This is a genomic window from Bradyrhizobium sp. CCBAU 53340, from assembly GCF_015291645.1.
In the GTDB taxonomy this organism is placed as follows: domain Bacteria; phylum Pseudomonadota; class Alphaproteobacteria; order Rhizobiales; family Xanthobacteraceae; genus Bradyrhizobium.
The window spans coordinates 1453765-1479214 of the sequence record NZ_CP030055.1 but is presented as its reverse complement, the minus strand read 5'-3'; the positions used below and the strand labels follow the sequence as shown (position 1 = coordinate 1479214).

Genomic DNA, 25450 nt, shown 5'->3' with positions numbered 1-25450 from the left:
CATCGCGAGCGGAGCCTCGAAGGATGACGGGGAGGGAGTTGCGCTCGTTGTCCCGCACCCGCCATTTCGCCGCAGGACTCTCCACCATCGTCGGCATTGCCGCCTCGTGCCCGATGCAACATGATGGGCGGCCGGTGACGACTGTTCTTGTGGCAGGTGGAGGTCATCTGATGGACGAAAACGACATCCGCGAGTTCATCGCGGGGGTTAAGCAGGGCACGCTGTCGCGGCGCTCGTTCATCCAGACCATGGCCGCGGTCGGGATCACAGCGCCGGTTGCGAGCCAGATCCTGCTCTGGAACGACGTCGCGATGGCCGACGCCACCCTCCCCTACAAGCCAACCAAGGCCGGCGGCGGCGGTCCGCTCAAGATGCTGGTCTGGCAAGCCCCCACCTTGCTCAATCCGCATTTCGCGCTCGGCACCAAGGATCAGGTCGCCTCGCGCATCTTCTTCGAGCCGCTTGCCGGCTGGGACAAGGAGGGCAATCTCATCCCCTGCCTCGCCGCCGAAGTCCCGACCAAGGCGAATGGCGGTCTCTCTGCTGACGGCACCAGCGTGATCTGGAAGCTGAAGCAGGGCGTGAGATGGCATGACGGCAAGCCCTTCACCGCCGACGACGTCGTCTTCACTTGGACCTATGCCGCTGATCTCGCCACGGCCGCCTACACCACGGGATCCTACAAGGACATCATTGTCGAGAAGATCGACGACCACACCGTCAAGGTGGTCTTCAAGGCCCCAACCCCCTTCTGGGCCGATCCCTTCATCGGCGCGGTCGGCCAGATCCTGCCAAAGCATCATTTCGGCGACTTTGCTGGTGCGAAATCGCGCGACGCGCCAGGCAATCTGAAGCCGGTCGGTACCGGACCCTACAAATTCGTCGAGTTCAAGCCGGGCGATTTGCTCCGGGCCGAACGCAATCCCGACTATCACGTCAAGAACCAGCCCTATTTCGATACATTCGAGATCAAGGGCGGCGGCGATGCGGTCTCCGCGGCGCGCGCCGTGCTGCAAACAGGCGAATACGACTATGCCTGGAATCTGCTGGTCGAGGACGAGATCCTCAAGCGCATGGAGACTGGTGGCAAAGGCAAGGTCGAGTACACGACCGCCGGCGGCATCGAGTTCATCATCCTCAACACCACGGACCCCTGGACCGAGGTCGACGGCGAACGATCCAACGCCAGGACAAAACACCCGACACTGTCCGATCCGGCCGTCCGCCGGGCGCTCAACCTGCTGATCGACCGCGACGGGATCCAGAAGTTCATCTACGGCCGCGCCGCAATCGCCACGGCGAGCTTCGTCAACCAGCCCCCGCAGTTCAAATCGGGCAGGCTGAAATACGAGTTCAACATCGAGAAGGCGAACAAGATCCTCGACGAGGCCGGCTGGAAGATCGGCCCCGACGGCATCCGCGCGAAGGACGGCAAGCAGCTGAAATACGTGTTCCAGACCTCGACCAACGCGCCGCGTCAGAAGACGCAGGCCATCATCAAGCAGGCCTGCCAGAAGGCCGGCATCGAGCTCGAGCTCAAATCGGTCACCGCATCGGTGTTCTTCTCGTCGGACGCCGGCAATCCCGACACCTACACGAAATTCTATTGCGACATGGAGATGTACAACGCGACGCAGCCGCAGCCCGACCCGGAGCGGTTCCTGAACCAATGCGTCTCCTGGGAAATCGCAAGCAAGGACAACAAATGGCTCGGCCGCAACGTCTCGCGCTGGTCCGACCCGGAGGTCGATAAGGCCTACAAGACCGCGCAGAATGAGCTCGACCCGGTCAAGCGCGCCGCGCTGCTGATCAAGGTCAACGAGATCTTCTGCGAGGCCAACGTGTTCCTGCCGCTGCTGTCACGCTACATCGTCGGTGGCGCCGTCAATGGCCTCATGACCGACATCTCCGGGTGGGATGTCACCACCTGGAATTTGGCGAGCTGGTATCGAAGCTGACGATCACCCTCTATCCACCACGCACTCCGCACCATCGATCACGTAGGCCGCGTGACGAAAATCCCTGATGGTGGCGAGCTTGTCGGCGGACCATTTGAGCAGCATGAAATATTTCGGCGGCCCGTTCGGCTCGTTGGGATCGAACACCAGGATCGCCGGACGTCCCTCCACCTGTCCGGCCACCAGGTGCCAGTCGCTGACCTTCGCGTAATTGCCGAAGTATTTCGACACCTCGGCCTTGCCTTTCAACCTGGTGCGATTGACGAGCTCGAGCCTGACGTCATCGGCGATCATGGCGCGGATGGCGTCGAAGTCGCGCGCATTGAAATGGCCGACATAGGCGTTGAGCCGCGCGCGGTCGGCTTCCGAGAGGCCCGGTTGCGGCGCGTCGTCCGGCTCCTCGGCGAACTCACGCAGCTGCGTGCGCCCACGATGCAGCGCGGCCTTCACCGCCGGCAGGCTGAAATCCATGATGTCGCAGACCTCGGCAAGCGAGCAGCCCAGCACGTCCATCAGGATCACGCTGGACCGCTGCGCTACCGGCAGCCGCATGAAGGTACGCAGGCTGGTCGCGGCGATCTGGCGCCTTGCCACGTCATCGAGCTGGTCGGCAATCACCTCCACCTCCTCAGCCAAATGAAGCGCCTCCTGCCGGTTGCGGCGGCGCAGGAAATCCAGCGCGGTGTTGTGCGCGATGCGGAACAACCAGCCCTCCGGGTGGACGACGACGGGCGTGGCCGATTGCAGCGCTTCCATCGCCTTGATCAGCGCATCCTGCAGCACGTCCTCACCGTCGATGACCGAACCGACCATGCGGGCGCAATAGCGATGCAGCCTCGGTCGCATCCCCGCCAGCACGGCCTCGATATCGATGGTGGCCAGTGGGTCTGGCGCCATTGTTCCTCCGCCTCGCCTGTTCAGGACTCGTCCAGCATACGGTAGTTGCCGACGATTCTCACATCACGAACCAGCGGCGGCTCCGCACAGCGGTCGCGGATGCCGTCCTGGAACGCTTGAAACGCTTTGAGCTTCGGGATCGGGCTCGAGCCGTCTTCGGCCGCAGCCTCGACGAAATGGATGAAGGTATCGTCCTCCAGCCGCAGCGTCAGATAGCGAACGCCATCGGGGCTGGCGGCCTTCAATTCCGCAAACACGGCCGAGACCAGCTCGGCGTTCTTGTCGGCCAGCTCCGGCTTGGCCTTGTATCTGATCAACGTCCGTCGCATCGCGCGCTCCTCAGCTATTCACCTGGTTGCTCGTCGCAGCATCGTCCACTTTGTCATGACCTTGCCGGAAAGCCGGCGCTCCGATTTTCCCGGCTCAAGCTCGTGTCAATGGCCGCGTCACCCCCAAGGACGTTCGCCGGCCGCCAAAGGATTCGGCCCGCAAAAAATTATTTCCGGGCGCACCCTTTGCCCCGTCGGCCTCGTCTAGCCCGCAGAGTGCGCCGCGACAGGACGGCGCCGCAAAAGGAGAGAGGGCAATGCAGACCCCGACCAATCGCGCCGAGAAGAGCTGGGTGCTTGGCGTCACCGCGCTGGCATCCTTCATGATGGCGCTGGACGCCATGATCGTCACGACGGCATTCGCGGCCATCCGTACCGAATTTGGCAGTCCGGTCGAGACGCTGCAATGGACCGTCAACGCTTTCAACCTGACCTTCGCCGTGCTGCTCTTGACCGGCGCCGCGCTCGGCGACCGCTTCGGGCGCCGCCGCATGTTTGCGACCGGGATCGCCCTGTTCGTCGTTGCGTCAGTGGCCTGCGCGCTGGCAGGCAATGCCACCGCACTGATCGCCGCCCGCGCGCTGCAAGGCGCCGGCGCCGCGCTCGTGATGCCGCTCGCGATGGCGATCCTGAGCGGCACGTTCGGCCGAGAGGAGCGCGCCCGCGCGCTCGGCATCTTCAGCGGCATCACCGGATGCGCGCTGATCATAGGCCCCGCCATCGGCGGCTTCATCACCGAACATTTCGGCTGGCGCTGGGTGTTCTGGATCAACCTACCGATCGGCCTGATGGCGATCGCCCTGGTGCTGGCACGGCTGCGCGAAAGCTTCGGACCGGCCGCCGCATTGGACATCCCAGGACTGTCGCTCGTGGCGCTTGCGGCGCTCGCGCTGGTCTGGAGCCTGTTGCGCGGCAACGCTGTGGGGTGGGCGAGCGGCGAAGTAACCGCCACGCTGATGTCAGGCCTGGTGTTCGCAGCCGGCTTCGTGTTCTGGGAGCTGCGCGTGGCCGCGCCGATGGTGCCGATGCGGCTGTTTGCATCGCGCGCCCTCGCCTCCGGCATGTCGGCAAGCGTGCTGTTCTATGCCGCGATGTACGGCGTATTGTTCTTACTGCCGCAGTTTCTGCAGATCACGCTGGGCTTCGACGCCTTCGGCGCCGGACTGCGCCTGCTGCCGTGGACAGCGACGCTGTTCGTCACCGCCCCGGTAGCCGGCGCAGTCGTCAACAGGCTCGGCGAGCGGCCGCTGGTAGTGATGGGATTGCTGATGCAGGCGATCGGCCTCGGCTGGATCGCCGAGATCGTGAGCGCCGCGGTTCCCTACTCCGCGTTGGTCGCGCCGCTGGTGCTGGCCGGCGTCGGCGTCTCGATGGCGATGCCAGCAGCGCAAAACGCCATCCTGAGCTCGGTCGCGGTGACCGAAATGGGTAAGGCGTCCGGCGTCTTCAACATGGGCCGCTTCCTCGGCGGCATGTTCGGCATCGCCGCGCTGGTGGCAAGCTTCTCGGCCAACGGTGCGGTCGATTCGGCCGCGCATTTCGAGAGCGGATTTGCTGCGGCGATGAGCCTCGCCGCAACGCTCTCGCTGGCCGGCGCGATTGCGGGCTTCTTCCTGCCGGCACGGCGACGCATCTCCGGCGCAGCCGCCCCGCAAGATGCGTGATGCTCACAATGATAGAGGCTAGCCAGCGCCGATCGCCCAAGTCTTGGAACAGGAGCGCGATGACCACGGTGACATCACGAAACTAGCTGCGACAGCCGTTGTCGCCTGTCTTGCAGTGGGACGAACGCGATGTTCTACGCTCGGTATGAAGCACCAGTGACAGAGCCGGTCACGCGAAATGGCAGGCAACGAGATGATTTGCGACGCCAATCAACCTCGGGACCAGCTGCGGCTCTTTTTCTGCGCAAATCGGCTGTGCCAGCGGACAACGCGTTCGAAAGCGGCACCCGGAGGGTGGCTGGATCGGATTGGGAATGTCTCCCCGCAAGATGACGGTCTGTCGCCGGCGGCCGGGAATCGGCTCCGGCACTGCCGACAATAGTGCTTGGGTATAGGGATGCAGGGGCGCACGACAGAGCCGTTCGGCAGATGTGAGTTCGACAAGTTTGCCGAGATACATCACCGCGATGCGGTCGCTGACATAGCTGACGGCCGCGAGATTGTGCGAGACGAAGACGTAGGTCAGGCGCAGCTCGCGCTTGAGCTCCACGAGCAGGTTCAGCACCTGCGATTGAATCGAGACGTCGAGCGCGGACACCGGCTCGTCGGCAACCACGAGTCTCGGTCGAAGCACGAGCGCCCGTGCAATTCCGACACGTTGACGCTGGCCACCTGACAGCTCATGAGGATAGCGTTGCGCGGCCTCCCGCCGCAGCCCCACCCTGTCGAGCATTTCGGCGATCAGCCTGTCACGCGCGGGACGCTCGACGCGCTGGGCATCGAGGCCCTCCCCAATGATCTCGTGGATCTTCATGCGGGGATCGAGAGATCCGCTCGGATCCTGAAAGATGAACTGCATTTGACGCCGCGAGCGCCGCAGCTCCGCTCCGTCCAGACCGGCCATCTTCGTGCCGTTGAACGACAGCTCTCCGGCGCTCGGCCTCATCAGCCCTACCAGAATCCGTCCGAGTGTGGATTTGCCGCTGCCGGATTCGCCGACCAGGCCAAGCGTCTCGCCAGGGTCGACGCTCAAGTCTATGCCGTCAACAGCCCGCGCATGGACGACGTTGCGTCCCAATACCCCACCCCGGATCGGGAAATGTTTTTTAACACCACGGGCATTCAACAACGGCTCATGCATTGCTGGCTGCTCCCCGTTGGGCGCTACCCGGTGCATTTCCGCGCAGCCAGCAGGCTGCATATCCCGAGCTGGTCGCGACCAACTCCGGTGCTTCGCGGTGGCAACGGTCGAACGCGTGGCTGCAACGCGCCGCAAACCGGCAGCCCACCGGCCATTGGAGCGCGCTCGGAACCATACCGGGGATCACGTTCAGCGGCTCGGCCTGCGTCATTCCCAACAGAGGAATCGACCTCAGCAATGCCTCGGTATAGGGGTGTTGGGGGGTGCGGAAGACGGCGTCGACGGAGCCCCGCTCCACCACCTCGCCCGCATACATCACCGCAACGTCATCGCACATCTCGGCGACCACGCCGAGATCGTGGGTGATCAGGATCACCGCCATCGCCAGCTTGTCGCGCAATTGCCGGAGCAGTTCGAGAATCTGCGCCTGAATGGTGACGTCGAGCGCAGTCGTCGGCTCATCGGCGATCAAGAGCTTGGGCTCGCAGGCGAGCGCCATCGCTATCATGACGCGCTGCCGCATTCCCCCCGACATCTGGTGCGGAAAGGCATCGATACGACGCTCGGGCGAGGGAATTCCTACGAGCTCCAGCAGCTCGATTGCACGCTCGCGCGCCTCGCGAACGCTCACGCGACGATGCAGCCTGATGGCTTCGACGATCTGATTGCCGACCGTATAGACCGGGTTGAGCGAGGTCATTGGTTCCTGAAACACCATCGACACGCGATTTCCCCGGACCCTCTCGAGCTCCCGTTCGGAGACCGCGGCGAGATCCTCACCTTCAAAATAGATGTGGCTGCCTGACAGAATGCGTCCCGGCTTCTCGATCAGGCGCATGATCGAGAGCGCGGTGACGCTCTTGCCGCTACCGGATTCGCCGACGATCCCAAGCGTCGTGCCCTCGCGAACCTCGAGATCAACGCCGTCGACGGCCTTCATCACTCCGGATCGCGTGTCGAAATAGGTCCGGAGATTCTCGACCCGCAACAGCGACATGGTCATCTCCGATCCACTCGAGTGCATTCGGCTGCCCCGGCCTCGACAAGAAACTCGGTTGAAATCGTCCAGAGCCGGGGATCCTCACTCGCCAAATTCGGCCAATCTTCGGTACGGGCCAAACCGCGGTTGTTGTTTTCGGGCAAGCAGCCATATCCGGCGGCGCTTCCGGTCGGCCGGTCTGAAGCAGGGGGCCGCTGCCGGACCAGAAGACTGAGAACGTTTTGCCATTCAAGCATCGCGCGCTTCTCCGTCAAGGTCTCGGCCTTCGCTGGGCCCAGGGCCAGGCGAGTTCGAAAGCCCGGCAGACCCGCAGCACGAGCGCCTCCTGGTTCGGCGGCGCAATCACCTGGAGACCGATGGGCATTCCTCTGACGACACCACAGGGAATCGACGCCGCCGTACAGCCGGCGACATTGACGGCCAGCGTGTAGGCAACGAGTGCCGGGATGCGTTCCGTTGGACCAACTGATTTGATCACCGGCGCGACATATCCGACGGTCGGTGCCAGCAAGACGTCACACGTCTCGAACGCTTTTTCGACGGCGCGGATGAATTCAGCACGGCGAAGGACGGCACGCGAATACTGGACGGCGGTTGCCCTCTTGGCCTCGGCGAAGCGAGTGCGGGCATAAGGCGACAGTTTGCGGCGAAGGGCAGCTTCCGCGTAAAGCTTTTCCCCGAGTGCCGCATAGCGATCGACGAAATCGAGCACCTTCCACGCCTCGTCGAGGCCGGTGGTATCGAGTACGACCGGATCGTTGAACCGCGCGCCGAGCGATTCGAGGCCGAGCGCCGCCTTCCCGGTTGCAGCAACTACATCCGCCTCCACTAGATCGCTGATGCCTTTGATTTCCCACCATCCCAGCCGTAATCCGGCGACGCCGACGTCGAGGCTCGCGAGATAATCCGGCGCCTCGTCAGTCCGACACAGGGGATCGGCCGACGAAGGCCGCGCCACCAGTTGTAGGAAAGTCGCAGCGTCGCGCACATCGCGCGCGATCGGTCCCACACCTGAAAGGAATAGCGTGCTACTGCCGAAGCAGCCGTGACTCGGTACTCGTCCATTGCTCGGTAACATACCGAGCACGCCGCACATAGCCGACGGCAAACGGATCGAGCCGCCGGAATCGCTGCCAAGCGCAAGAGGTCCGAGCCCTGCGGCGACACTCGCCGCTGCGCCCCCGCTGGAGCCACCGGACGTGCGTTTCGAGTCCCAGGGATTGAGGCATTCCTTTGCGACCCGATTCACCGTTCTCCAGAACGTGCCGAATTCCGGCGTGTTCGTCTTGCCGATGATGATGGCGCCGGCTTCCTTGAGGCGGGCAACGTGAAGCGAATCCTGTTCCGGCACGTGATCAGCGTAGACGCGCGATCCGCCTGTCGTCCGAATACCCCTGGTCCAAAACTGGTCCTTGATCGAGACCGGTACGCCGGCCAATGAGCCCACACTTTCACCACGCTGGATCTGCTGATCGATCGCCTCCGCCTGGGCCAGCGCCTGTTTCTCCGCCACCGTGATGAACGAATGAATTGCCGGATCGAACGCGGCAACACGGGCGATGAAGTGGCGCGTCACCTCCGTTGCCGACAACCGACGCTCTATGATCGCGTCTCGGATTTGCCAGGCGGGGGCCCAGTGAAGATCGGTCGGAAACACGGTCTCACGCTTGTTCATGACTTGGTCAGCTCCTCGGATCCAGCGCATCGCGCAGGCCATCGCCCATCAGCGTGAAGCCGACCACGACGAATACGATTGCCAATCCCGGACTGAGGGCGAGCCATGGCGCGAGCGCCATCACCGATGTGGATTCAGCGATCATACCGCCCCAGGTCGGATCGGGCGGCTGCACGCCGAGCCCGAGAAACGACAGCGAAGCCTCGGTCAGAATCGCGAGCGTCACCGTCAGCGACGCTTCGACGATCAACGGCGCGGCAATATTGGGCAGCACGTGCCGGTACAAGATCCGCACGCGGGACACGCCAAGGCCGATGGCCGCGGCGATATAATCCCGCTCCCGCACCGACAGCGTCGAGGCGCGCGCAACACGAGCGAAACGCGGCATGAACAGCAAACCCATGGTGAACACCAGATTGGGCAGGTTCGGGCCGAGCACGGCCACGAGTGCAATCGCCAGCAGCAATGCGGGAAAGGCCTGCAGCACATCGAGGATGCGCATCAGGCAGGCATCGACCAGCCCGCTCGAGTATCCGGCGAGGAGGCCGATCATCGTGCCCGATGCAAATGCCAGCGCGGCGCTCAGGCAGGATGCGGCAAGCGAGCTGCGGGCCGCGTAAAGGATACGTGTGAGGACGTCGCGTCCAAGTTGATCAGTCCCGAGCAGGTATTGGCTCGAGGGCGCGGAGAGCGACGCGTCGGCGATCTCCAGAGGATCATGCGAGGTCAGCCAGGGCGCGGTTAACGCGAGACCGACCGACAGCAAAACAATTGCGGCACCGACTGCGAGCGGCAGGTTCAGGCGAAGCCGGAAACGGAGGGAAACCAGACCGAGTTCGCCGCCGATCGCCGGCTCGCTCGGCGCACCCGATTGGTTCGGCACCTCGATGATCGTCGGATGCGCGTCAGCCATGTTGCTGAATCCTCGGATCGAGCACGTAGTAGCTGAGATCGATGACGACGTTGATTAGGACCACGAGCGTGGTAACCACGAGCACCGTAGCCTGAACCTGTGTATAGTCGCGGTGGTAGATGGCGTTGAGCATCAACTGGCCGACACCGGGTAGGCCAAAGACCTGCTCGACGACGACCGCGCCGGCAATGAGGTGCGCGGCGGACACGCCGACCGCGGTCACCACCGGCAACAGGGCATTGCGAAGTCCGTGCTTGATCAACACGCGAACACGGCCGGCACCCTTGGCGCGTGCCGTCGCCATATAGGGTTCCGCCAGCACTTCCAGCATGGCGGCGCGCGTGTAGCGCATGATGGTCGTGGCCGACGCCAGCGAAAGGACGAAGGCCGGCAGCAGCAAGGTTTGGAGCCCGCCGAGCGGATCGCGATGCAGGTCGACCGCACCAAGGGTCTTGAATGACGGCAGGTAGATCGAGAGCAGCAACACAGCGGCCACGCCGACGAAAAACGGCGGGGTCGAGAGGCCGAGCAGCGCAACACCGCGAATGGCGAGATCCGGCCAGCGCCCACGGCTTCTCGCCGCGATGACCCCCCCGGGCAAGCCAATCAGGATCGCGATGACGAGTGACATGGCGGTCAGGATCAGCGTGACCGGAAGATGTGAGGCGATCTGTGGGCCGACCGGCAGTCCCATCACCAGCGAATTACCGAAGTCGCCGTGAAGCGCGCCGATCAGCCAAAGGCCGTACTGGAGCGGCAGTGACTGATCGAGATGAAGGGCGTGACGGATGTTCTGAGCAGCCTCCGAATCGGGCGCAACCGTCGGGCCCGCCAGCACGCTCACGATGTCACCGGGAATCAAATGGATGACCGCGAAGCTCATCAGCGAAACGCCGATGAGCACCGGCACTGTGTAAGCGATGCGCGCCGCGGCATATCTCAACATCGACTACTCCATTCGACCCGGTCCGTTTCGGGCTATTTCAGCCAAGCCTGCCGCAGATATACACGCTGCGCCGATGGCACGGCGCGGTAGCCTTGCAGTTTCGTCGACCACATCTCCCACCGTATCGCAGCGGCACAGGGCGTGATGACGTAGGCCATGTCGGCGATGCGTTGCTGAACCTCGCGATAGAGCTTGGTTCGTTCGGCCTCATCCCCGCTCCGCCGAGCCTTGGCGAGCAGATCGTCCAGCACGGGATCGGCCGTCTTGCCCGGATTGACCGTGGAGTGGGAATCCAGCCGTATCGAAATGTTGGTGTCGGGGTCGGGCCCCCAAACCAAACCCGCCATCGAGATCGGAGATTCCGTCGACTGGAAGTCGGTGACGAGATTGCTCCACTCCTTCTGCAGGATCTTGATCCTGATGCCGATGCGCCCGACCATCTGCTGCATGATTTGGGCAATCTGAACGTCACCATAGTTCGCCGGCGAGACGGCAAATACGGTGTCGAAGCCGGCGGCGTGGCCGGCCTCGGCCATGAGCGCCTTGGCCGCGGCAACGTCTTCCTTGGCGTAGGGCAAGCCGGGCACCTCGCCGCTCGGAACCGCGAAAGGCGCCTGTATCGGTGGCAGCGCAGCCGATAGGCCGGCGCGGCCACGCCAGACCACCTTGACGATCAATTCCCGGTTCAGCGCCATGCTGAAGGCACGGCGAACGCGGACATCGTTGAAGGGCGGACGGCGCTGATCGAACTCGAGCAGCAGCAATCGCGAATAGGATTCCGGTTCAGGCGCTACGATGTCTGTCACGTCGCGCAGCTGGGCGGCCGAATCGGGACGACTAAACCAGGTCAATTGCGCGCTGCCTGCCCGAAGAGCCGCCATGCGGCTGCCCTCATCGGGGATGATGCGAAAGTCGAGGCCATCGAGATAGGGCAATCCCGGCTCGTAATAGCTCGGGTTGCGCTTCAGCCGCACCAGCGAATTCGGCTGGAAGTCCTCCAGCATAAACGGTCCTGTGCCGACGCCGCCTTGGACGAGATCGCCACGGCGCATGACGTCCTCGCGGCTGACGATCGCGGTGTATTTGATCGTGGCGAGATAATTGAGGAACGGAGAGAACGGATGGGCCAAGCGAAAGACCACCGTCCGCGGATCTGGAGTGTCGATCGCGCTGACAACCGAGAAAATCGACACCCAAGGTGAGCGCGTCGCGGGATCGACCAGACGCTGGAATGTGAACTTGACGTCGTCGCTCGTGAGGGCGTTTCCATCGTGGAATTTGACGCCGTCACGCAGATGGAAGACAAAGGTCTGCGGATCCGGATTTTCCCATGCGACGGCAAGATCGGGCTCGACGCGACTTGCCGTCGCATCCCACCTCAGCAGGCAGGTATAGACGTGTTCGACGATATTGCCGGTCGAAAATGCTGCCGTCTTGTGCGGGTCGAGCCCGATCGGATTCTCATCCTGACCAATGGTCAGCACGCCACCCCGCGTTGGGGTCGGCGCTTCGTCCGAAGCGACCGCCGCACCGGCGCCGTATCCAAGGGCGACGAGCCCTACGCCGGTGGAGCCGAGGAATTGCCTTCGCGTAATGCTGGCCTTCATGTCTCTCTCCACCGATCTGAGCGGGATTTCCGGCCTTGCGTGGAATCCCGCAAGGCAGGGGAGACCTAGGACGCGGCCTTGAGGGAGCCGATGAGACGTGGATCGCTGTACTTCTTCGCGACTCCGGCACGGCGCAGGTCCTCGGCGTAGAACTCCAGCAACTTCGCGATGACGTCGGGATGCTTGGCCGCAACGTTCGTCGTCTGTTTGGGATCAGTGCGCAGATCGTAGAGCTCGATCGGCTCGCTCGGGGTGGCGTAGAGCAGCGACCAGTCTTGCGTGGTGATGGTGACGGGCTGCCACTCGACGACCGTCCGCATGAGATCGTCGACTACTTCGACGGTATCGCCGGGATTGGCGAGCGGAAGGGCGGTCAGGACATGGTCGCGCCCTTCGAAGGCCTCACCTCTTGCAGCGGGCAGCAGCGAATGGCCCTGCATTTCGGGGAGACGTTGCAAGCCGGCCATATCGCAGATCGTCGGCGCGAGATCGAGCGCACAGGCAAGCTTGCTGGTTCGACCAGGTTTGGCGCCGGGCACATGGATCAACAACGGTACCTTGACGATCTCTTCGTAGAGCGGCGAACGCATCCATGTCGCCTCGCCGGGCGCGCGGCGAACCATCTTGCCCATCAGCCCGTGCTCGCCAAGCAGGAAGCCGTGGTCGGAGGCAAAGATGATGGCAGTTGAATCCTCTATGCCGAGATAGGCAACCTGATCGAGCAGATGCCCGATCCAGCGATCGACGAGCTCGAGCTCGCCGCTATAGAGCGCGCGCCCCACGGCTATGTCACGATCGGTCATGCCATGCTTCTTGCAGTCGCCGTAGGGCGGATGCACACGCTCGCCAGCGTAATCGGGAAGGTAGTGGCGAGTGTAATAGGCCGGCGGATCCCAGGGCTCGTGCGGATCCCAGGTGTCGACCAGCGCGAAGAATTTATCCGCGTAGATTTCCTCAAGGCACCTTGCCGCCTGCACCATGGTGAGCGGCGCCGGGCAATCCATCTCGCCAGTGCGGGGATCGGGTTTCACCTTGCCGGTGATCGGCCATTGCGGCAGCTTGCCTTCGCCCTGACGCTTGGTCTTGTTGGGAGCGCTATAGGAGCTGTAGTGCGGCGTTCCCAGAAGCTGGGACTTCATGTCGTAGAAGAAGTTGAAGCCGCGATCGTAAGAGTAGCCGTTGACCTGATAGAACGGCGTGTCCACCACTCCGAGCGTGGTATAGCCCACCTCCGTCAATGCGGTCGCGATCGAGCGGTCGGAGCGCGGCAAGGCTCCCCAACCGACGCCGGCGAACGCGGGCTTGCCGGTGAGGTAGTCGTAGCGGGCGGGGACCGTCGGAAAGCTAGACGCATAATAGCGATCGAACACCATCGACTTGGCGGCAAGCCGGTCGAGATTCGGTGTGCGGACATGACCGCCGTTGTAGCCGAGCATGTCGGTGCGAACGGTGTCGGAAACGATCATGAGAATGCGATCTATGGCCACTTGAGAATACCTCCCTGATGTCGTTGTTGAGTAAAATATCACACATCACACTTCGATCGTCAACAGGTAACATATCACACATCACATTTTATATTGCAGATCGACCGCCCAGCGTGATAGGAGATCCCTATGGAAACGTCGCAAAAGAGTTCGGCGGGGCTGGTTTCGGCGCCTAGCTTGCGAGAGCAGGCCCGACAGGTGATCCGCGGGCTGGTCATCACCGGACAGATGCGGCCGGATCAGCTCTATTCAGTGCCGAGGTTGGCGGCCGACCTCGGTGTCTCCGCAACTCCGGTGCGGGAAGCGCTGCTCGATCTCGAGCGCGAAGGGCTGCTCGAAGCCGAGCGTAACCGCGGCTTCCGCGTGGTGTCCCTCTCTCTTAACGAGCTCAACGACATCTTCGCCGTCCGGCTGCTGCTGGAAGTGCCGAGTGTCGGCGACATCGCCCAGGACGGTCTCTCGGAGCGACAGCTCCGAGAGCTCTATCAATTGGCCGAAGCTACCCGAGAGACGGCAGACACCGGCGACCTGATCGCCTTTCTCGATACGGATCTCAAATTCCACGTCCATCTGATCGCCACGCTCGGCAATCACTATCTCACCAAGATGGTCGAGACGCTCCGAGATCGGGTACGATTGCAGGGCTTCGTGAGCGGCGATTCGCCGCGCGACTTTCTCAGGCAGTCCGCAGGCGAGCATTTCAAGCTGCTCGACTACATCTCGGAACAGGATCGCAGCGGGGCCGAAGCAACCATTCGACGCCATCTCGAAAGGTCGCGCGGTGTGTGGGGCGACAGGCACGGCGCCACCACTCAGAGCGTCGGCATTCTCGACGGCTCGCCCTGATCGCAACGCCCCCTCTCCTTCACCCGTCCGCCTGCAAGACCACCCAGTTCTCGCACCCGCGCGGGTGATGCACTGCTGTGCTCCGCGGTGGCCGGCCAATCTCGACAACATCCAACAACGGAGGACGCCATGAGACTGACAGACAAGATCGCGATCGTGACAGGCGGCGGTTCAGGCTTCGGCGAGGGCATCGTCCGCAAATTCGCGGTGGAAGGCGCCCGGGTCGTCGTCGCCGATCGCGACGAAGCGGCCGCAGAGCGCGTGGCAGGCTCGTTGCGCGGTCAAGCGATCGCTGCGGTTGCAGACATCTCCACGGAATCCGGTTTTATGGCCGTCGTAGAAAAAGCCCATCGCACCTTCGGAGGGCTCGATATCCTCGTCAACAATGCCGGCGTCGGTCACACGCCGCAACCGCTCGAAACCGTGACGGACGAAGTGTTCGATCGGATCGCGCACGTCAACATGAAGTCCATCTACTACGGCGCCAAGATTATCGTTCCGCATTTCAAGCAGCAGAAGCGTGGCGCCATATTGAATGTAGCCTCCACCGGCGGTGTCAGTCCGCGGCCGAATCTGACCTGGTACAATGCGTCAAAAGGCTGGGTCATCACGGCCACGCGCGCGATGGCCGTGGAGCTTGCGCCGTTCGGCATCCGCGTCAACGCCATCAATCCCGTGGCCGGCGAAACGCCGCTCTTGAAGACCTTCATGGGGCAGGACACGCCGGAGATCCGCGCCAAGTTCCTGTCGACAATTCCCATCGGCCGCTTCTCCACGCCGGAGGACATGGGCAACGCCGCAGCTTTCCTGTGCTCCGATGAGGCAAGCATGATCACAGGCGTCGCCATGGAGGTCGACGGCGGCCGCTGCATCTGACGCGAGACATTTGTCATGAAAGCGACGTACGACATCTGCGTCGTCCACGGGGACGGCATTGGACCGGAGGTCGGCAAGGCAACCCTCCGGGTGTTGGAAGCGGCGTTCGGCGAAAGCACGCCCCTTCGCTTTAGCGAATATCCCGCCGGCGCCCAGCACTTCCTGGAAACCGGCGAGTCGTTTCCCAAGGAGACATTCGAGGCGTGTCGCGCCGCCGATGCCGTCCTGCACGGCGCGGCCGGGATGCCCGGCGTGGTGCACCCTGACGGCACCGAAGCAGGGCTCGATTTTACCTTGACGCTGCGCTCGAAGCTCGACCTCTACGCCAATGTCCGGCCGATCAAGCTGCTGCCGGGCGTACGATCGCCGCTGCGCGGGGCGGGGCCGGATTCCATCGACTACGTCATAGTGCGCGAGAACAGTGAAGGACTCTACGCCGCGCGCGGCGCCGGAACGCTGCTTCGCGGCGAGATCGCCGTTGATCCGCTTGTGCAGACCCGCAAGGGCATCGAGCGGATCGTGCGGTTCGCTTTCGAACTCGCGCGCTCGCGAGACGGGGCTCCGCGTGACGGACGCCGTCGTCTCACCTGTTGCGACAAGGCCAATGTGCTCCGCAGCTACGCCTTCTTCCGCAGCGTGTTCGACGAGATCGCAGCACAATATCCTGACGTCGAGACCGAGCACGTCTTGATCGACGCCATGACCGTCCACCTGATCAATCGGCCCTCGCATTACGACGTCATCGTCACCGAGAACATGTTCGGGGACATCATCTCCGATCTTGGCGCGGCGACCATCGGCGGCATGGGCATGTCACCATCCGCCGAACTGGGTGACGGTCACGGCTTCTTTCAGGCATCCCACGGGTCGGCTCCCGACATCGCCGGCAAAGGGGTCGCCAATCCCTACGGAACCGTGCTGGCTGCCGCGCTCATGCTGAACTGGCTTGGCCGGCGTCATGCCGATTCGAGATTGATCGAGACGGCCCGTCGTATCGAGGCGGCCGTAATGCATGCACTTGCCGATCGATCGGCGTTGAGCCGGGATATCGGCGGGACGGCCGGCTCGCAGGAGATCACTGATGTTCTCTGTGCGAGGTTGGTTGACCACAATTGACGGCGAGCTCGGCATGTGAAGGCCGGCGGCGTGCTTGCCGCCGGCACTTCGTGGCCGTCAGCCGTGATAGATTGAGATGGTTTTGGTCGTTGCAAAGCCGTAAAGGGCTTCAAAGCCCTTCTCGCGGCCATGGCCCGAGCGCTTGACGCCGCCGAACGGCAACTCGATTCCGCCGCCTGCGCCGTAATTGTTGATGAAGACCTGTCCCGACTGAATGCTGCGTGCCAGGCGGAATTGCCGCGCGCCATCGAGCGTCCAGATACCGCAGACAAGTCCAAAGGGCGTGCCATTCGCCAGATCGATCGCCTGCCGCTCGTCGTCGAAGGGCATCATCACCTGAACCGGTCCGAAGATTTCCTCCTGTGCCAGGCGATGGCTGGCCGGGACGTCGCGGATCAGCGTCGGCGTCACGTAAGCGCCGCCGGCAGGCGCATCGGGCACGATGCTCCCTTGCGCGGCGAGACGCGCATCGCCACGCTCGGCCAGGCCGATGTAGCCTTCGACGATATCCTTCTGACGACGGGAGACCACGGGACCGACATCAAGATCGGCCAGCGCCGGCCCGACTTTGAGCTTCCGATAGGCGTCGGCCATGCGTGCGGCCACCTCTTCATAGATCGACCGCTCGACCAGGATTCGCGACGAGGCGGAGCAGGTCTGGCCCGCGTTCTGAATACCCGCCATCACCAGGAACGGCAGCGCCCGATCGAGATCGGCATCCGCAAAGACCAGTTGTGGCGATTTGCCGCCGAGCTCCAGCGTAACCGGAACCGCGTTGCGCGCGGCCGCCGCCTGCACCAGAGCACCCGTCCTCACCGAGCCCGTGAATGAAATGTGATTGATGCCGGGATGGCCGGACAAGGCCGCGCCGGCCTCCTCGCCGGTCCCGGTGACGACATTGAGCGCGCCAGGTGGCAATCCCGCCTCCTCCGCGATGCGAGTAAACTCCAGCACCGTGAGGCAGGCTTCCTCCGCCGGCTTCACGACGGTGGCGTTGCCCATCGCGAGCGCCGCACCGAGGCTGCGCCCGATGATCTGCATTGGATAGTTCCAAGGAATGATATGGGCGGTCACGCCGTGCGGTTCATGAAGCGTGATCGCCGTGAATCCCGATCGATAGGGGATGGTATCGCCATGAACCTTGTCGGCGGCAGCGCCGTAGAATTCGAAGTAACGCGCCAGCGCCTCGACGTCGGCCCGCGCTTGCTTGAGAGGCTTGCCGACATCGCGTGCCTCAAGTTCGGCCAGCAGATGGACGTTCTTCAAAACGGCCTCGCCGATCCGATGCAGGATACGACCGCGATCGGTCGCCGACATGCGGCCCCACTCACCGGCCAGCGATGCCCTTGCTGCCTGCACCGCGCGATCGACGTCCTCGCTGCTGCCACGGGCAAGTTCGGCAAGATGCGAACCGTCGGAGGGATCCAGTAGTTCGAAACGCCGGCCGTCGGCCGCATCGACCCAGCGGCCGGAGATGTAGTTGCGGTATACCAATTCAGATTTCGACACGATGCGCTCCAGAGTTGATCGCGCTGCACACGATGCAGGGCGTTTCCATCACGTTTGATTTGTTCCCATCAGATATGCAAGCCCTGACCCAACGCACCAAACGCCGCCTCGTGGATCGCCTCGCTCCTTGTCGGATGGGCGCCGATGGTTCTGGCGAGATCCTCGAGCACGGCCCCCATTTCAATGGCAAGCGCGAGCGACGACGTCAATTCCGACACTCCGGCCCCGACCGCCTGCCCTCCTATGACGAGGTGATCATCGGACCGCGCAACGATCCGCACAAAACCTTCATCATCCATCTGCGTCAGGGCCCGACCATTGGCGGCGAAGGGGAATGTCGCGACCTTGATATCGAGGCCCTCCGCCTTGGCCTGCTCCGGCGAATATCCCACGCAGACCAGTTCGGGATCCGTGAAGCAGACGGACGGGATAGCGAGGGCATCGAAGGAGCGGCGGTGTCCCGCAATGATCTCCGCCACCATCACGCCCTGCGCCATGGCGCGGTGCGCCAGCATCGGTTCCCCCGTGAGATCGCCGATTGCCCAGACGTTCGACATGGACGTCTCGCAGCGCGCGTTGATCTTGACGAATTTCCCTTCCATCGCGAGGTCCAAACGCTCCAGCCCGAAACCTTTCGTGCAAGGTTCGCGGCCGACGGCGACGAGAAACTTGTCCGCCGCCAACTCGCGCGACCCATGTCCGCGCTGCTGGACCAGGAGGCACTCGCCACCGCGTGTCAATCCTCGCGCATGCGCCGAGGTGATGACGCTCACATTCAGGTCTTCGAGCCTTCTCGCCACGGGACGCGTCAAGGCCGCATCCCATCTCGGCAGGATGCGTTCGTCGGATTCGACCACGGTCACTTCCGATCCCAGCTTTGCAAAGGCAATGCCGAGTTCGAGGCCGATGTAGCCGCCCCCGACAACGACAAGCCGTTTGGGTCGCTCCCGAAGCGAAAGCGCCTCGGTCGACGAAATGACGTTGCCGCCGAACGGCAGGGTCGTTACGGCTTGTGGCGACGAGCCTGTCGCGAGAACGAGATGCCTGGCCCGAACCCGCGCTGTCGCGTCGGCGGTTTCGATCCTGACGGTCTTGCCGTCCAGAATTTCGGCCTGGCCGGAGATCACGGACACGCCGCTTTTCTTCAGCAACCCCGCAACGCCGCCCGCCAGCCGCGTCACGATCGAGTCCTTCCACGCGATGGTGCGCGCGAAATCCAATTCGACGTCCTTGACCCTGAGGCCGAACGGCGACGATTCGCGCTGACGCGTCGCAGCATGAAACGCATCCGCGGCGTGGATCAGCGCCTTGGAAGGGATGCAGCCGACATTCAGGCAGGTCCCACCCAAGGCGGCTCTTTCGATCAGGACGGTTCGCAGGCCCAACTGCCCGGCACGGATCGCCGCGACATAGCCGCCCGGCCCTCCGCCGATGATTACGACCTCCGCGACGTGCTCCTGCATCTCAGTTTCCAACCAGAAGAAGGGCCGGTGCTTCAAGCAATTCCTTCATGCGCCGAATGAATTGCGCGGCCTCATAACCGTCGATGATGCGATGATCGAATGAGGACGACAGGTTCATCATCCAGCGGGGCACGAATTGTGTGCCCCGCCATAAAGGGCGGATCATCATTCTGTTGACGCCGATGATTGCGAGCTCCGGCCGATTGACGACGGGCGTGGTCGCGATGCCGCCGAGATCACCGAGGCTGGTGACGGTGATGGTCGAGCCGCTCAATTCTTGGCGCAGCACGGTACCGTCACGTGCGGCGGTAGCCAGCCGCCTGATCTCTTCCGCGCAGCTCCAGGGATCACGCGCTTCGGCGTGAAAGAGCACGGGCACCATCAGGCCCGACGCCGTTTGTGTGGCAATGCCGACATGCACGGCGCTGTGCCGGACGATGACCTCGTTGTCGTCGTCGTAGGTTCCGTTGACCTGGGGAAACTCGCGGACCGCGCGAGCAAGTGCCGCAACGACAAAGGGCAGGACGGTCAATTTCGGCCGCGTGTCGGCAAATCCCGTATTCAATTGCTGGCGCAACGCCTCGAGATCCGTGACGTCGATTTCCTCGACATACGAGAAATGCGCCACACGCCTGGTCGCTTCCGCCATTCTCTCCGCGATCCTGCGGCGCAGACCAATGACCTTGATCGGGTCGATCTTGTCATCGCATTGCTCGATCGGCGCCTTGATCGGCACCTTGGATCGGCCTCGCAGATGGCTGACGAGATCATCATGCGTGATCCTGCCAGCGGGCCCGGAGCCTGAGACCAGGCGGAGATCGACCCCCGCCTCGCGCGCCCGGGCCCTGACGGCGGGCGATGCGACGGGCCGCACCGGCTCCAATCTCGGCTCGCCATTCGCCGCAGGACCGCAATTCTCGCTGTGTGGTCGAGGAGCACGATCACGTCCCTCGTCGATCGTTGGCCTGACTTGCGGATCGATGCGGCTCTCGCCTGTTCCAGCATGACCATCGGGCCGCGCAATCTGGTCCGGCTCTTGAGCATCGGAGCCAAACTTGATCCCGACCAGCGGACTGCCTACGGCGAGACGGGCGCCAAGCTCTGCACCCAACTCAACGACCACGCCGGCTCTTGGTGAGGGGATCTCGACGGTCGCCTTGTCGGTCATCACGGCAGCGAGGATCTGGTCCTCCTGGACCGCCATACCTACCGCGACGTGCCATTCGACGATCTCCGCCTCCGCCACGCCCTCTCCCACATCGGGGAGCTTGACCAGTTCGACAGGCATCTTCAGGCCTCCATCAACCGCATGAGCGCGCGGCCGACGCGATTCGGTCCCGGAAAATAGTCCCACTCCTGCGCGTGCGGGTAAGGCGTGTCCCATCCGGTGACCCGAACCACCGGCGTTTCGAGGTGATAGAAGCAGCGTTCCTGGACCAGCGCGGAGAGTTCGGCGCCGAAGCCCGACGTGCGGGTCGCTTCGTGCACAATGAGACAGCGCCCGGTCTTGGTCACCGATCGCACGATGGTGTCGATGTCGAGCGGGACGAGGGACCTGAGATCGATGATCTCGGCGTCGATGCCGACCGATCGGCGCGCCGCTTCGGCGACGTGGACCATGGTGCCGTACGCAAGGACGGATACCTCACTTCCTTCCCTGCGGACCACGGCTTCGCCGATCGGCACGGTGTAATGGCCTTGCGGAGTTTCGCTCAGCTCGTGCTTCGACCAGGGCACGATCGGCCGATCATGGTGCCCATCGAACGGGCCATTGTAGATCCGCTTCGGCTCGAGAAACACGACGGGATCGTCGTCCTCGATGGCGGCGATGAGCAGGCCTTTCGCATCATACGGATTCGATGGAATGACCGTCTTCAACCCCGCCACGTGGGTGAACAACGCCTCCGGACTCTGGCTATGCGTCTGCGCTCCGAAGATGCCGCCGCCGCAGGGCATGCGCACCACGATGGGCGCGCTGAATTCGCCGGCCGAACGAAATCGCAGACGCGCCGCCTCCGAGACGATCTGGTCGTAGGCCGGATACATATAGTCGGCGAACTGGATCTCGGCGACCGGCCTCAGCCCATACGCGCCCATGCCGACGGCGATGCCGACAATGCCGCTTTCGGAGATCGGCGTGTCGAAACAGCGTGATGCTCCGTATTTGCCTTGCAGCCCGTCCGTGCAGCGAAAGACGCCGCCGAAGCGGCCGACATCCTGGCCGAATGCGACGACGCGGTCGTCACGCGCCATCATCACGTCCATGGCGTCGCGCACCGCTTCGATCATCGTCAAGGACGGCATGTCAAAAACCGAGCTCCTGGCGCTGTTCGCGCAAATGGGTTGGCATCTGCTTGTAGACATCGTCGAACATCGAGGCCGGGCTGCATTTTGTTCCCTCCATGAGGGTCCCGTAGCTCTGCGCTTCCTTCGCCGCGACGGCGATCTCCTCGTCGAGCTCGGCCTTGAGCTGCACATGGCGCGGCTCGCTCCAGGCTCCACGCCCGATCAGATGGTCCTTGAGCCGCTCAATGGGATCGCCGAGCGGCCAGGCCGCCTGGTCTTCCTGCGCGCGATATTTTGAGGGATCGTCGGAGGTCGAATGCGGCGCGGCCCGATAGGTCACCCACTCGATCAGGGTCGGCCCGAAATTCCGGCGAGCCCGCTCCACCGCCCAACAAGCGGCGGCGTGAACCGCGAGATAGTCGTTTCCATCGACCCGGAGCGCGGGAATGCCGTAGCCCAGCGCCCGGGCTGCAAAGGTGGCTCCCTCCCCGCCGGCGACGGATTGAGCTGTCGAGATCGCCCACTGATTGTTGACGACATTGAGAATGACTGGCGGGCGATATACCGAGGCGAACACCAGCGCGGCATGAAAGTCATTCTCGGCGGTGGCTCCCTCGCCGATCCATGCGGCAGCGACACGCCCCTCGCCGCGCATCGCCGATGCCATTGCCCAGCCGACAGCCTGCACATATTGGGTAGCGAGATTGCCGGAAATGGAGAAGAAGCCCGCCTCGCGCGCCGAATAGAACACCGGAAGCTGGCGGCCTTTCATACGGTCCTTTTCGTTCGACAGGACCTGGCACATCATGTCGACCACCGGCCAGTCCTGCGCGATGAGCAGCCCCTGCTGGCGGTAGGTCGGGAAGTTCATGTCCCCCGCCTGCAGTGCCGTCAGAGAGCCGCACGCGATCGCCTCTTCTCCGGTGCACTGCATGTAGAAGGACGTCTTGCGCTGCCGCTGCATCATGGTCATGCGGGCGTCGTAAGCTCTTGTCTTGAGCATCGCACGCAGGCCCGAGCGGAGTTGATCGGCGGTGCATGCGCCTGACCACGGACCGACCGCACGGCCATCGCCATCCAGCACCCGGATCAGATCATAGGCGAGATGACGGATCTCACGCGCCTCGACATCGACCGCCGGGCGAGGCACCCGTCCCGCATCCGAAAGATGCGAGCCGCTGACATCGGCGCGGCCGAAGCAAGGCTGCGGCTCGGGAATATGCAAACCGAGAGGCAGGACATTCATGATGCCGTGCCGTCGGTTCCGGTCGGAGATCCCCCGACGATCTCGACCGAACGAAGCGCGGGATGCCGCGCGAAGCGGGAGCAGAGAACCGCGTGATCACGGCCCGGCGTTCCGTCGATGCCGAAGTCGATGGCCGCGCCTCCTTCCACATCAACCGTCATGCGGAATTCGACCATCTGCAAGCCGAACCGCTGCACATCGGTCAGAAGTTGCGATGCCGCAGCGAGCGAGTCCGTTGCGAAGGCCCTGAAGACGACAGATGAAGCGCGGTGCGCCGAAGCAGGCATGGGCTGATCTCCTCGCCAGGACTCTACTGCCGGGTGATCAGGTGATTCTCCCGATCTTTTGTGCAAGAATGTCAGATTGCAGAAGGATCATCTGCCATTTCGGAGATTTTCGATGAAATCGTCTTCCAGCACGAAAGCGCGAACCAAGGCGCAGCTCGACCTGATCGACCGAAAGATCCTTTCGATTCTTCGTAACGAAGGACGGCTGACGATCAACGAACTGGCCGATCGCGTCGGGCTGTCATCTTCCCCATGCTGGTCGCGGGTCAGACGCCTGGAGGAGATCGGTGTGATCAAACACTACGCGGCCGTCATCGATCACGCCGCCATCGGCCTGAAGGATATCGTCTTCATCGAAGTCACACTCGACAAGCACGACGACAAGGTGCTCGCGCGGTTTGGCGATTCCCTTGCCAAGATCCCGGAGGTGATCGAAGCCAACCTCGTCACCGGCGACTATGACTATCTGGTCAAGGTTGCGGTCGCCGACACCACGCACTACGAGCGCTTTCTACGTGAGAAGCTCTACCGGATTCAGGGCATCAGGCACACCCGATCGACCTTTTCGCTGCGGAGCCTGAAGCTCGTCATGTCAGCCGATCCACTGCTCGTCAGCGCAGGTGGCTAGAGCAGGCATAGAGTCCAAGTCGGTGAAATCCGGCACAAGACACCCATTGCCGCCTGGGGCAGCGCCGCACCCCGGGCTCGATTCCGCACGCAAGGACTACGCTGCCTCGCAAACTTTTCGGATCCCGTTGGTAACGGCTGGGTACACCGGAACGGGCGTACTGCGCGGAAAATCGCAGCAAACCACAGTTTGGAGTGCAAAATCGCAGAATTGGTAGCGGGGGAGGGACTCGAACCCCCGACCCCAGGATTATGATTCCCGTGCTCTAACCAGCTGAGCTACCCCGCCACAGGGATCGCGGAGGCCGAAACGGCCGATCTCGCGAACGCGCGGCATATAAGGAAGGGGGCGGTGGGAAGTCAAGCTAAGGTCGCTTGAGCCCATAGAGTGATTTTGGCATCGGAATCAGGCGCTTTCTCACACCAGACTCGTGGAGAGTCCCCCTCACCCGGGCGCTGTTGCGCAGAGTCCGGCCTCTCCGCGCAGGCGGGGAGAGGCGAGGAAGCACACTTGCGCCGAAACACCCTATTTCGGCTTCACATTGGGGTCGCCGCCGGGGCTGCCGGGGGGCGGGATCACGGGCATTTTGCCGTCCGTGCTCGGCGCAGGGGCGTGCATTTCGGGGTCGACGCCTGCGGGCGGGCAGAGCACGCCGTCGGATTTGGCCAGCTTGTCGCCAAGCAGTTCCCTCGATTGCCCGGTGGTGGTGCCGTCCGGCGCGGTGGCGCGGTTCGGGCGGTCCTGCGGGGCGCAGTCGGCGGCTGCGTGTTGCGGGGATGGCGGCGCGGTCGCTTGCGGCGGCGTCGCCGGGGCGGGCGGGGCCTGCGCGATCGCTGGCGCAGAGGCTGCGATCACGAGGCCCGCAAAAATGAGGTTTGATGTCGTGCGCATGGGAAGGAAACGCGCGGAGCCCGCGCGCTGTTCCCACCGCTGAACATTACGATTTGTGGTAGCGGATCAGCGAGAAGTGACCCATCGGCGGCATGGGGCGGCGCTCGGCGAGCGTGACGCCGCCGTGCCTGGCGGCCCAGTTGACGAGGCGATCCCACGGGAATTCCGGGCGCCAGCCGAGGCGGCGGGCGATCGGCGCGAAGGCCAGCTCGAACAGCTTTCGCGGGCCACTCTCGGCGCCGATGTGGTTGACCAGGATCAGCTCGCCGCCCGGCCTCAGCACGCGCACGAACTCATCGAGCGTGCCTTCGGGATCTGGCACCGCGGTGATGACATATTGCGCGACCACCGCATCGAAAGCACCGTCGGGAAAGGCGAGATTCTTCGCGTCCATCACCGAGAGCACTTCGACATTGGAGAGGCGAAGCGCACGCACGCGTTGTTGCGCCTTGCGCAGCATCGGCTCGGAAATGTCGACGCCGCAGATCTTCGTGGTGCGCGAGTAATCGGACAGCGAAAGCCCGGTGCCGACGCCGACGTCGAGAATACGGCCGCCGATGCGATCGGCCTCGGCGATGGTCGACTGCCGGCCGGCATCGAACACCTTGCCGAACACGAGATCATAGACCGGCGCCCAGCGGCCATAGGCCTTCTCGACCCCGGCCCGCGAGATGTCTGCTGCCAT

At 63.4% G+C, this 25450-nt stretch carries 23 protein-coding genes and 1 tRNA gene; 6 read left to right on the top strand and 18 right to left on the bottom strand.

The annotated features are described in order from the left end of the window. Positions 1-170 precede the first annotated feature (170 nt). Positions 171-1958, top strand: coding sequence for a peptide ABC transporter substrate-binding protein (locus tag XH89_RS06950; RefSeq protein ID WP_194466359.1), 1788 nt, complete (start codon positions 171-173; stop codon positions 1956-1958). 3 nt (positions 1959-1961) lie between these two features. Here XH89_RS06950 and XH89_RS06945 read toward each other — a convergent pair whose 3' ends face one another. Then, complete coding sequence (locus tag XH89_RS06945) at positions 1962-2855, bottom strand: sigma-70 family RNA polymerase sigma factor (protein ID WP_194466358.1); 894 nt, start codon at positions 2853-2855, stop codon at positions 1962-1964. Positions 2856-2875: 20 nt separating this feature from the next. After that, entirely contained in the window at positions 2876-3184 is a 309-nt protein-coding gene (locus XH89_RS06940) for a hypothetical protein (RefSeq protein WP_194466357.1), read from the bottom strand. A 257-nt stretch (positions 3185-3441) separates the two neighbouring features. On the opposite strand from XH89_RS06940, the gene XH89_RS06935 reads away from it, so the two are divergent. Further along, on the top strand, positions 3442-4848 hold the full coding sequence (locus XH89_RS06935) for an MFS transporter (protein ID WP_194466356.1): 1407 nt from the start codon (positions 3442-3444) through the stop codon (positions 4846-4848). 169 nt (positions 4849-5017) lie between these two features. On the opposite strand, the gene XH89_RS06930 is transcribed toward XH89_RS06935, so the two are convergent. The 7 genes from XH89_RS06930 to XH89_RS06900 form a co-directional block, all read right to left on the bottom strand. Continuing rightward, complete coding sequence (locus tag XH89_RS06930; protein WP_194466355.1) at positions 5018-5989, bottom strand: ABC transporter ATP-binding protein; 972 nt, start codon at positions 5987-5989, stop codon at positions 5018-5020. After that, positions 5982-6986: an ABC transporter ATP-binding protein gene (locus XH89_RS06925; RefSeq protein ID WP_371825202.1), complete on the bottom strand. Its 1005-nt coding sequence runs from the start codon at positions 6984-6986 to the stop codon at positions 5982-5984. Before XH89_RS06925 ends, XH89_RS06930 begins: the two co-directional genes overlap by 8 nt. A 253-nt stretch (positions 6987-7239) precedes the next feature. Next, the gene (locus XH89_RS06920) at positions 7240-8664 is read right to left on the bottom strand and encodes an amidase (RefSeq protein WP_194466353.1); all 1425 of its coding nucleotides are present in this window, start codon (positions 8662-8664) and stop codon (positions 7240-7242) included. Positions 8665-8671: 7 nt separating this feature from the next. Beyond that, positions 8672-9577 (bottom strand): ABC transporter permease, encoded by a 906-nt coding sequence (locus tag XH89_RS06915; protein ID WP_194466352.1) that lies wholly within the window; start codon positions 9575-9577, stop codon positions 8672-8674. After that, positions 9570-10520 carry an ABC transporter permease gene (locus XH89_RS06910; RefSeq protein ID WP_194466351.1) on the bottom strand — a complete coding sequence of 317 codons (951 nt, stop codon included), beginning with the start codon at positions 10518-10520 and terminating at the stop codon, positions 9570-9572. Before XH89_RS06910 ends, XH89_RS06915 begins: the two co-directional genes overlap by 8 nt. Positions 10521-10555: 35 nt before the next feature. Next, positions 10556-12130, bottom strand: coding sequence for an ABC transporter substrate-binding protein (locus tag XH89_RS06905; RefSeq protein ID WP_194466350.1), 1575 nt, complete (start codon positions 12128-12130; stop codon positions 10556-10558). Between the two features lie 65 nt (positions 12131-12195). After that, a complete protein-coding gene (locus tag XH89_RS06900) occupies positions 12196-13617 on the bottom strand; it encodes a sulfatase (RefSeq protein WP_194466349.1) in 1422 nt (473 codons plus the stop codon). A gap of 129 nt (positions 13618-13746) precedes the next feature. Between XH89_RS06900 and XH89_RS06895 the strand changes: the two genes are divergently transcribed. From XH89_RS06895 to XH89_RS06885, 3 genes are all read left to right on the top strand, one after another. Continuing rightward, complete coding sequence (locus XH89_RS06895) at positions 13747-14463, top strand: GntR family transcriptional regulator (RefSeq protein WP_194466348.1); 717 nt, start codon at positions 13747-13749, stop codon at positions 14461-14463. Positions 14464-14592: 129 nt separating this feature from the next. Then, the gene (locus XH89_RS06890) at positions 14593-15339 is read left to right on the top strand and encodes a glucose 1-dehydrogenase (protein ID WP_194466347.1); all 747 of its coding nucleotides are present in this window, start codon (positions 14593-14595) and stop codon (positions 15337-15339) included. 15 nt (positions 15340-15354) lie between these two features. Beyond that, complete coding sequence (locus XH89_RS06885; RefSeq protein ID WP_194466346.1) at positions 15355-16455, top strand: isocitrate/isopropylmalate dehydrogenase family protein; 1101 nt, start codon at positions 15355-15357, stop codon at positions 16453-16455. A 57-nt stretch (positions 16456-16512) separates the two neighbouring features. Here XH89_RS06885 and XH89_RS06880 read toward each other — a convergent pair whose 3' ends face one another. From XH89_RS06880 to XH89_RS06855, 6 genes are all read right to left on the bottom strand, one after another. Continuing rightward, positions 16513-17964: an aldehyde dehydrogenase family protein gene (locus XH89_RS06880; protein ID WP_246767753.1), complete on the bottom strand. Its 1452-nt coding sequence runs from the start codon at positions 17962-17964 to the stop codon at positions 16513-16515. A gap of 68 nt (positions 17965-18032) precedes the next feature. After that, on the bottom strand, positions 18033-19427 hold the full coding sequence (gene lpdA / locus XH89_RS06875) for a dihydrolipoyl dehydrogenase (RefSeq protein WP_194466345.1): 1395 nt from the start codon (positions 19425-19427) through the stop codon (positions 18033-18035). Between the two features lies 1 nt (position 19428). Then, positions 19429-20715, bottom strand: coding sequence for a dihydrolipoamide acetyltransferase family protein (locus XH89_RS06870; protein WP_194466344.1), 1287 nt, complete (start codon positions 20713-20715; stop codon positions 19429-19431). Between the two features lie 2 nt (positions 20716-20717). Continuing rightward, entirely contained in the window at positions 20718-21731 is a 1014-nt protein-coding gene (locus tag XH89_RS06865; protein WP_194466343.1) for an alpha-ketoacid dehydrogenase subunit beta, read from the bottom strand. Between the two features lies 1 nt (position 21732). After that, positions 21733-22962, bottom strand: coding sequence for a thiamine pyrophosphate-dependent dehydrogenase E1 component subunit alpha (locus XH89_RS06860; protein WP_194468390.1), 1230 nt, complete (start codon positions 22960-22962; stop codon positions 21733-21735). Then, positions 22956-23246, bottom strand: coding sequence for a hypothetical protein (locus XH89_RS06855; protein ID WP_194466342.1), 291 nt, complete (start codon positions 23244-23246; stop codon positions 22956-22958). The genes XH89_RS06860 and XH89_RS06855 overlap by 7 nt, the downstream gene beginning before the upstream one ends. A 112-nt stretch (positions 23247-23358) precedes the next feature. Here XH89_RS06855 and XH89_RS06850 point away from each other — a divergent pair, with 112 nt between their 5' ends. Beyond that, complete coding sequence (locus tag XH89_RS06850; RefSeq protein WP_194466341.1) at positions 23359-23874, top strand: Lrp/AsnC family transcriptional regulator; 516 nt, start codon at positions 23359-23361, stop codon at positions 23872-23874. A gap of 211 nt (positions 23875-24085) precedes the next feature. Here XH89_RS06850 and XH89_RS06845 read toward each other — a convergent pair. The 3 genes from XH89_RS06845 to XH89_RS06835 form a co-directional block, all read right to left on the bottom strand. Next, positions 24086-24162, bottom strand: a tRNA-Met gene (locus XH89_RS06845). Between the two features lie 237 nt (positions 24163-24399). Then, positions 24400-24765, bottom strand: coding sequence for a hypothetical protein (locus tag XH89_RS06840; protein ID WP_194466340.1), 366 nt, complete (start codon positions 24763-24765; stop codon positions 24400-24402). Positions 24766-24811: 46 nt separating this feature from the next. Beyond that, positions 24812-25450, bottom strand: a complete 639-nt coding sequence (locus tag XH89_RS06835) for a class I SAM-dependent methyltransferase (protein WP_194466339.1) — start codon at positions 25448-25450, stop codon at positions 24812-24814.

Coding starts and splice junctions, on each gene's coding strand:
- XH89_RS06950 (WP_194466359.1), top strand. CDS start 171: ATGGACGAAAACGACATCCGCGAGTTCATCGCGGGGGTTAAGCAGGGC.
- XH89_RS06945 (WP_194466358.1), bottom strand. CDS start 2,855: ATGGCGCCAGACCCACTGGCCACCATCGATATCGAGGCCGTGCTGGCG.
- XH89_RS06940 (WP_194466357.1), bottom strand. CDS start 3,184: ATGCGACGGACGTTGATCAGATACAAGGCCAAGCCGGAGCTGGCCGAC.
- XH89_RS06935 (WP_194466356.1), top strand. CDS start 3,442: ATGCAGACCCCGACCAATCGCGCCGAGAAGAGCTGGGTGCTTGGCGTC.
- XH89_RS06930 (WP_194466355.1), bottom strand. CDS start 5,989: ATGCATGAGCCGTTGTTGAATGCCCGTGGTGTTAAAAAACATTTCCCG.
- XH89_RS06925 (WP_371825202.1), bottom strand. CDS start 6,986: ATGTCGCTGTTGCGGGTCGAGAATCTCCGGACCTATTTCGACACGCGA.
- XH89_RS06920 (WP_194466353.1), bottom strand. CDS start 8,664: ATGAACAAGCGTGAGACCGTGTTTCCGACCGATCTTCACTGGGCCCCC.
- XH89_RS06915 (WP_194466352.1), bottom strand. CDS start 9,577: ATGGCTGACGCGCATCCGACGATCATCGAGGTGCCGAACCAATCGGGT.
- XH89_RS06905 (WP_194466350.1), bottom strand. CDS start 12,130: ATGAAGGCCAGCATTACGCGAAGGCAATTCCTCGGCTCCACCGGCGTA.
- XH89_RS06895 (WP_194466348.1), top strand. CDS start 13,747: ATGGAAACGTCGCAAAAGAGTTCGGCGGGGCTGGTTTCGGCGCCTAGC.
- XH89_RS06890 (WP_194466347.1), top strand. CDS start 14,593: ATGAGACTGACAGACAAGATCGCGATCGTGACAGGCGGCGGTTCAGGC.
- XH89_RS06885 (WP_194466346.1), top strand. CDS start 15,355: ATGAAAGCGACGTACGACATCTGCGTCGTCCACGGGGACGGCATTGGA.
- lpdA (WP_194466345.1), bottom strand. CDS start 19,427: ATGCAGGAGCACGTCGCGGAGGTCGTAATCATCGGCGGAGGGCCGGGC.
- XH89_RS06870 (WP_194466344.1), bottom strand. CDS start 20,715: ATGCCTGTCGAACTGGTCAAGCTCCCCGATGTGGGAGAGGGCGTGGCG.
- XH89_RS06865 (WP_194466343.1), bottom strand. CDS start 21,731: ATGCCGTCCTTGACGATGATCGAAGCGGTGCGCGACGCCATGGACGTG.
- XH89_RS06855 (WP_194466342.1), bottom strand. CDS start 23,246: ATGCCTGCTTCGGCGCACCGCGCTTCATCTGTCGTCTTCAGGGCCTTC.
- XH89_RS06850 (WP_194466341.1), top strand. CDS start 23,359: ATGAAATCGTCTTCCAGCACGAAAGCGCGAACCAAGGCGCAGCTCGAC.
- XH89_RS06840 (WP_194466340.1), bottom strand. CDS start 24,765: ATGCGCACGACATCAAACCTCATTTTTGCGGGCCTCGTGATCGCAGCC.
- XH89_RS06835 (WP_194466339.1), bottom strand. CDS start 25,450: ATGGCAGCAGACATCTCGCGGGCCGGGGTCGAGAAGGCCTATGGCCGC.